Source organism: Streptomyces cahuitamycinicus, from assembly GCF_002891435.1.
GTDB lineage: Bacteria > Actinomycetota > Actinomycetes > Streptomycetales > Streptomycetaceae > Streptomyces > Streptomyces cahuitamycinicus.
Map to the genome: position 1 here is coordinate 1 of NZ_POUC01000478.1, position 5,638 is coordinate 5,638.

The following is a 5,638-nucleotide window of genomic DNA, read 5'->3' on the forward strand; positions in this document are numbered from 1 at the left end:
GGGTGGGCTCGTACTTGACCGGCTCGGGCAGTCCGGCCCGCACCGCGCGCGTGCCGTCACCGGTCTTCGCGGTTGCCCGTCCCGCGGTGCCCGTCACCTCGTCGACGGTGCCAGTCGCCCTGTCCGCAGCGTTCGCCGTCTCGCCGGCGGCACCCGTCAACCCGCTCACGGCGTTCGTCACCTCGTCCACAGCATCCGTCACTCCACCCGCCGCACCGGTCACCCGGCTCGCGGCACCCTTCACCTCGCCCGCGTCCGCCGCCGGTGCCGTGTGGCGGATCACCCGGGCCGGCTCACCCGTCGCCCCGCCCGCGTCGTCCTTCGCGGATTCGCTCATGCCGCCCGTCCCTCCACGTCCCTTCGCACGGCGGCGAGCAGACCGGTGCTCGCCGCCTCCACCATCTCAAGGCACTCCTCGAAGCCGTCCATGCCCCCGTAGTAGGGGTCCGGTACGGCGAGGTCGTAGCCGGCGGCAGGATCGTACGAACGCAGCAGCCGTACCTTCTGGGCATCCTGCTCCGTCGGCGCGAGGCGGCGCAGCGCTCCGAGGTGGCCGGAGTCGAGGGCGATCACCAGGTCGAGGCGGGAGAACCAGGACGGCCGGAACTGCCGGGCCGTGTGGCCACCGGCGTAGCCGTTGTCCTCCAGGACGGCCACCGTGCGCGGGTCGGCGCCGTCGCCCTCGTGCCAGCCGCCCGTGCCGGCGCTGTCAACCTCCATCAGCTCGCCGAGACCGGCGTCCGCCACGCGTGCACGGAAGACGATCTCGGCCATCGGGGACCGGCAGATGTTGCCCGTGCACACGAAGCAGACGCGGTACGTCATGTCTGCTCAGTCCCCGTCGGGCAGGACGACGTGCAGCGCCCAGGAGACGACCGAGATGATCAGGCCGCCCAGAACGGCCGTCCAGAAGCCCTCCACGTGGAAGCTCACGTCGAGCTTGTCCGCCAGCCACGAGGTGAGAAGCAGCATCAGCGCGTTGACGACCAGCGTGAACAGGCCGAGCGTCAGTATCAGAAGCGGCAGGCTGAGGAGCTTGACCAGCGGCTTGACCAGGAAGTTCACCACGCCGAAGAGCAGCGCCACAATGATCAGGGTGCCGATCTTCTTGCCCGTGCTGTCACCCGTCAGGGTGATCTTGTCGAGCAGCCATACGGCGACCGCCAGGGCACCCGCGTTGGCGACCGTCTTGACTACGAAATTCTTCATGTGTCTGATCGTGGCAGACCTGATCGGACACGGGCACAAGAGGCAGGGGCGGACAAGGCGATGAAGGCATTCCGGCTGGATGAACTGGAGGCGGAGCGCGCCGCCAACGAGGGCGCCTACCTGCAGTTTCTGCGGGAGCAGAACATGTCGGTCGGTCTGTACGCCCTGGACGCGGGCGAACAGGATCCACAGAAGCCGCACAATCAGGACGAGGTCTACTTCGTTGTGAGCGGCCGTGCCGCGATCACCGTCGGCCTGGAGACGACCCAGGTGGCGCGCGGCAGCGTGATCTACGTGCCGGCGGGCGTCGCACACAAGTTCCACCACATCACCGAGGACCTGAGGGTACTGGTGGTCTTCTCTCCGCCCGAGCGATGACGGACCGCCTCGGGGTTCCCTAGGGGATCGGTCAGGGGAGGACAAGGGGCGCGAGGCCCCCGTTCGCCCCCTCCCGGACCTAGCATCGAGTGCAGGACATCAGAGATCCAGAAGGACCGACAGGGCCCGGCACTCGAACGGGTGGGAAGGTAAGGACGAGGGCGATGCGAGAGATCTTCACGGGACTGCCGTGGTGGGTGAAGTGGATCGCGGTGCCGGTCATCGCCCTGGTCGTGTTCGGCGGGCTGATCGCCAGTGTCGTCGGCTTCGTCATCGGACTGCTCTTCAAGGTGCTGGTCTTCGTGGCACTGGTCGGTGGACTGATCTACGTCGTACGGAAGTTCACGTCGAGCTCCACGTCGCGCAGCGACTGGTGAGACCGGTGGGGAACCGGTGGGGGTAGCGGGAAACACCTGGAATCACCCGTTCCCTCGGGCGAGGGAAGTTTCCCGTCCGGGCGGTCTGTATGCGGTGGCAGACGAATAGAGTCCGGAACTCGACGCGGGGACTTCCCCGCGAGCGGCATTCACCCCCACCCGTGTTCCTCCGCACGGTCTGCCCCCTCGCGCTTCGGGAGAGACCCTTGGTCCCGGCTGACACCGCACCCGTCCAGCTCCACACCGTCCCCGCGCAACCGCGCTCGGCGGCGCCGCCCGGGCCAACGCCACCTTCCACACCGCCGCCACCGCCGACCCTCATCGGATCCGTGCAGCGCGCGATGCGTCTGCTGGAGACCGTCGCCGTACACGAGTACGGGGCCCCGGCCAAACAACTGGCCCGTGAGACCGGGTTGGCGCTGCCCACGACGTATCACCTGCTGCGCACGCTCGTGCACGAGGGCTATCTGCGGCGGGACAAGGGCCTGTTCTTCCTCGGTGAGGCGGCCGAGCGGCTGAGCAGCAGCGGGGCGCGGCAGAAACGTCGCAGCACGGTCGTCGACGCGCTCGCGCACTGGCGGGACGTCCTGGGCGTGCCCGTGTACTACGCGGTGTACCGCGAGGGTGAGATCGAGGTCATGTGCGTCTCCGACACCCCGGGAAACCCGGCGGTCGAGGAGTGGGCAGACTTCCGCGAGACCGGCCACGCGCACGCCATCGGGCAGTGCCTGCTGTCCCAGCTGGACGAGGAAGCACGCCGTGACCACCTCGACCGCTACCCGGTGCAGCCCCTCACGCCCTATACGGTGCGCGACAACCACAGTCTGCTCCGGCGTCTGGAGCGGATCCGGCGGATGGAACCCGTGACCGAGCGTCAGGAGTACGCCCTGGGTGCGGTGTGCGCCGCGATTCCCCTCACTCTCGGCACCACGGCCGCGACGATGGCCATCTCACTGCCCGCACACCAGGCCGACCGGCTGCTCCCCGCGGCCCGTCAGTTGCAGACCGAGATCGGGCGTCTGCTCGGCTCGCTCGCGCTCTCTATCAGTATGTGAAAACTCACTCCTTGTGATCTGCTGTGTACGTTCAGCAAGATTCCACCAAGTGTCAGAGGTTCGTTCCCGGCCAGTCACGGCGAATGACGGGGTTATCGATGCGCGAGTCCGTACAAGCAGAGGTCATGATGAGCTTTCTCGTGTCCGAGGAGCTCTCCTTCCGCATTCCGGTGGAGCTGCGCTATGAGTCCAGTGATCCCTATGCCGTCCGGCTGACTTTTCACTTGCCCGGTGATGCCCCGGTGACATGGGCTTTCGGGCGGGAGTTGCTGATCGACGGCGTCGGCCGGCCGTGCGGGGAGGGCGATGTGCGGGTCACGCCCGTCGAACCCGATGCGCTGGGCGAGGTGTTGATCCGGCTTCAGGTGGGCAGCGACCAGGCGGTGTTCCGGTCGTCGACCGCACCGCTCGTCGCTTTCCTGGACCGTACGGACAAGCTGGTGCCGCTGGGCCAGGAGGGCTCGCTCGCCGACTTCGACGCGCACCTCGACGAGGCCCTGGACCGCATCCTCGCCGAGCAGGGCGCTGGTTGAGACATGGGACCGGCGGCACGGTGGAGTAACGCTTCACCGGGTGTCGCCGAGCTGCAAAGGAACCCTTCTTCCTGCGATCTTCGTATGCCGGGCGATCTCCTCGCGGTCCCACGAGGCCGGGCCGAGACGCTTGCGGTCAACAAGCCGGAAGCCGGGCGCCACGCCGTCGCCGGGGCGCTATGCCGAGGGCTGGGCGCCGCGCCGAGGGCCGGGGCGCCGTGCCTTGAATCCAGCCGCCGCGCCTTGGGAGTCCAGGCCCCGCGCCGGACGCCGGGGCCCAGGCCTTCGCAGGCGTCCGCGGGCGCAGAGGCGTCAGCGCTTGCGGCGCCGGCCCCTCCCCCCGCGCGCCGGGACCACAGGGGCCTCAATGGCGGGCTCCGTGCCTGGCCGGTCGGCCGAGACCACCAGCGCCGCCAGGGCCGTGGTGACCGGCACCGAGGCGACCAGGCCGATCGAACCGACCAGCGTGCGCACGATCTCCTCCGCGACCAGCTCGCTGTTGGCGACCGTCCCCACACTGCTCTGCGCGATCGAGAACAACAGCAGCAACGGCAGCGCGGCACCCGCGTAAGCGAGGACGAGCGTGTTGACGACCGAGGCGATGTGATCGCGGCCGATCCGGATGCCCGCGCGGTAGAGCCCGCGCCACCCCATCGACGGATTGGCCTCGTGCAGCTCCCAGACCGCTGAGGTCTGGGTGACCGTCACGTCGTCGAGCACGCCCAGCGAGCCGATGATGATGCCGGCGAGCAGCAGACCGCTCATGTCGATCGTCGGGTAAAGGCCGTGAATCAAACCGGTGTTGTCGTCGGTGTTGCCGGTGAGCGCGGCCCAGTCGATGAAGACCGAGCCGAGGATGCCGATCAGCAACAACGAGATGAGGGTGCCCAGCACCGCCACGGATGTCCGGGCGGACAGACCATGACAGAGGTAGAGGGCGATGAGCATGATGGCACTCGCGCCCACCACCGCCACGACCAGCGGATTCGAGCCCTGCAGGATCGCGGGCAGGATGAAGAAGTTCAGCACCATGAAGCTGATGGCCAGCGCGACCAGTGCCATGACCCCCCGCAGCCGACCGACGACCACGACGGCGACGGCGAAGATGCCGGCGAGCAACGCCATGGGCAGCCGACGGTTGACGTCGGTGACCGAGTACTGCAGGTCCTTCGGCGCCGAAGGCTCGTAGGCGACGACGACCTTCTGGCCCTCTTGCAGCTGGCGGGACTGGTCGGGCTGGACGATCTCGGTGAACGTACGGCCCTTGTCGTCCCCGCTGTCGACCCGGATCGTCGCCCGCTTGCAGGTGCCCTTCTCCTGCTGCACCGCGGAGGAACCCTCAGCGGTGGAGGTGTCGCCGGTCGGCGGAACGCCCGAAGCGCCGGCCTCCTTGCAGCTCACCTCGACCACCTTGGTGACCGTGGCATCCTGCGTCTGCCGGTCGAAGCCGACGCCGGTGCGTTCGTGAGCCGGGGCGCCGCCCGGCCACAGAACGGCGAGACCGACCAGCACCGCCGCGGCGAACGGGATCAGGACCGCCGCGATGACCTTGCGCAGATGCATGGAGACGGGCGTGGCCGGGCCGTGGCTGTGCGAATGCCCGTGGCCGCCACCAGGGGCGGAGCCGTGCCCGTCATCTCCGCCATGACCGTTCCCGTCAGCGCCACCGTGCCCGTGCCGGTCGCCTCCGCCATGGCCGTTCCCGGCACCGGCACCGTGGCCATGCCCGTCGCCGCTAGGCCCGCCACCGGGCCCGCCACCAGGCCCGCCACCGGGTCCGCCACCAGGCCCGCCACCGGGTCCGCCACTGTGCCCACGACCGGGGCCGGGGCCGTGGCCGGGACCCGGACCGCCCGTTGGAGCGTCATGACCACCGTGCGAACCGGTACCCGGGCCGTCACCGAAGCCCGGTCCGTACTCACCGCGGCCCGAGGGGCCGAATCGCCCGTCGCGCCCGTATCCGGGGCCGGGGCCCTGCCGCATGGCTTGCCCCTGCCCGCCTCCGGCGGCGGAATCATGGCCGTCACCATGGCCGTTGCCGTTTCCGGCGCCGGATCCGTGGGGCGGCTCGGGGGGTGGGTAGGAG

General features: G+C 69.3%; 7 protein-coding genes and 1 pseudogene. 4 read left to right on the forward strand and 4 right to left on the reverse strand.

Features of this window, described 5'->3' with window-relative positions; all coding sequences use genetic code 11:
- The 3 genes and pseudogenes from C1J00_RS37120 to C1J00_RS37130 form a co-directional block, all read right to left on the reverse strand.
- A pseudogene (locus C1J00_RS37120) lies at positions 1–337 on the reverse strand (hypothetical protein); the annotation flags it as partial.
- Positions 334–825 carry a low molecular weight protein-tyrosine-phosphatase gene (locus tag C1J00_RS37125; protein ID WP_102913319.1) on the reverse strand — a complete coding sequence of 164 codons (492 nt, stop codon included), beginning with the start codon at positions 823–825 and terminating at the stop codon, positions 334–336. The pseudogene C1J00_RS37120 and the gene C1J00_RS37125, both read right to left, overlap by 4 nt.
- Positions 826–831: 6 nt before the next feature.
- The gene (locus C1J00_RS37130) at positions 832–1,209 is read right to left on the reverse strand and encodes a phage holin family protein (RefSeq protein ID WP_102913320.1); all 378 of its coding nucleotides are present in this window, start codon (positions 1,207–1,209) and stop codon (positions 832–834) included.
- 60 nt (positions 1,210–1,269) lie between these two features.
- Between C1J00_RS37130 and C1J00_RS37135 the strand changes: the two genes are divergently transcribed.
- The 4 genes from C1J00_RS37135 (at position 1,270) to C1J00_RS37150 (ending at position 3,552) form a co-directional block, all read left to right on the forward strand.
- A complete protein-coding gene (locus tag C1J00_RS37135) occupies positions 1,270–1,587 on the forward strand; it encodes a cupin domain-containing protein (protein WP_062927868.1) in 318 nt (105 codons plus the stop codon).
- 164 nt (positions 1,588–1,751) lie between these two features.
- Entirely contained in the window at positions 1,752–1,964 is a 213-nt protein-coding gene (locus tag C1J00_RS37140; RefSeq protein ID WP_102913321.1) for a DUF5326 family protein, read from the forward strand.
- A 320-nt stretch (positions 1,965–2,284) separates the two neighbouring features.
- The gene (locus C1J00_RS37145) at positions 2,285–3,019 is read left to right on the forward strand and encodes an IclR family transcriptional regulator (RefSeq protein ID WP_342751783.1); all 735 of its coding nucleotides are present in this window, start codon (positions 2,285–2,287) and stop codon (positions 3,017–3,019) included.
- 98 nt (positions 3,020–3,117) lie between these two features.
- Positions 3,118–3,552 (forward strand): SsgA family sporulation/cell division regulator, encoded by a 435-nt coding sequence (locus C1J00_RS37150; protein ID WP_102913323.1) that lies wholly within the window; start codon positions 3,118–3,120, stop codon positions 3,550–3,552.
- Between the two features lie 312 nt (positions 3,553–3,864).
- On the opposite strand, the gene C1J00_RS37155 is transcribed toward C1J00_RS37150, so the two are convergent.
- Positions 3,865–5,535: a YibE/F family protein gene (locus tag C1J00_RS37155; protein WP_102913324.1), complete on the reverse strand. Its 1,671-nt coding sequence runs from the start codon at positions 5,533–5,535 to the stop codon at positions 3,865–3,867.
- Positions 5,536–5,638 lie beyond the last annotated feature (103 nt).

Excerpts from the sequence above, each read along its gene's own strand:
- C1J00_RS37140 (WP_102913321.1), top strand. The coding sequence starts at position 1,752 with ATGCGAGAGATCTTCACGGGACTGCCGTGGTGGGTGAAGTGGATCGCG.
- C1J00_RS37130 (WP_102913320.1), bottom strand. The coding sequence starts at position 1,209 with ATGAAGAATTTCGTAGTCAAGACGGTCGCCAACGCGGGTGCCCTGGCG.
- C1J00_RS37155 (WP_102913324.1), bottom strand. The coding sequence starts at position 5,535 with ATGCGGCAGGGCCCCGGCCCCGGATACGGGCGCGACGGGCGATTCGGC.
- C1J00_RS37125 (WP_102913319.1), bottom strand. The coding sequence starts at position 825 with ATGACGTACCGCGTCTGCTTCGTGTGCACGGGCAACATCTGCCGGTCC.
- C1J00_RS37135 (WP_062927868.1), top strand. The coding sequence starts at position 1,270 with ATGAAGGCATTCCGGCTGGATGAACTGGAGGCGGAGCGCGCCGCCAAC.
- C1J00_RS37150 (WP_102913323.1), top strand. The coding sequence starts at position 3,118 with ATGCGCGAGTCCGTACAAGCAGAGGTCATGATGAGCTTTCTCGTGTCC.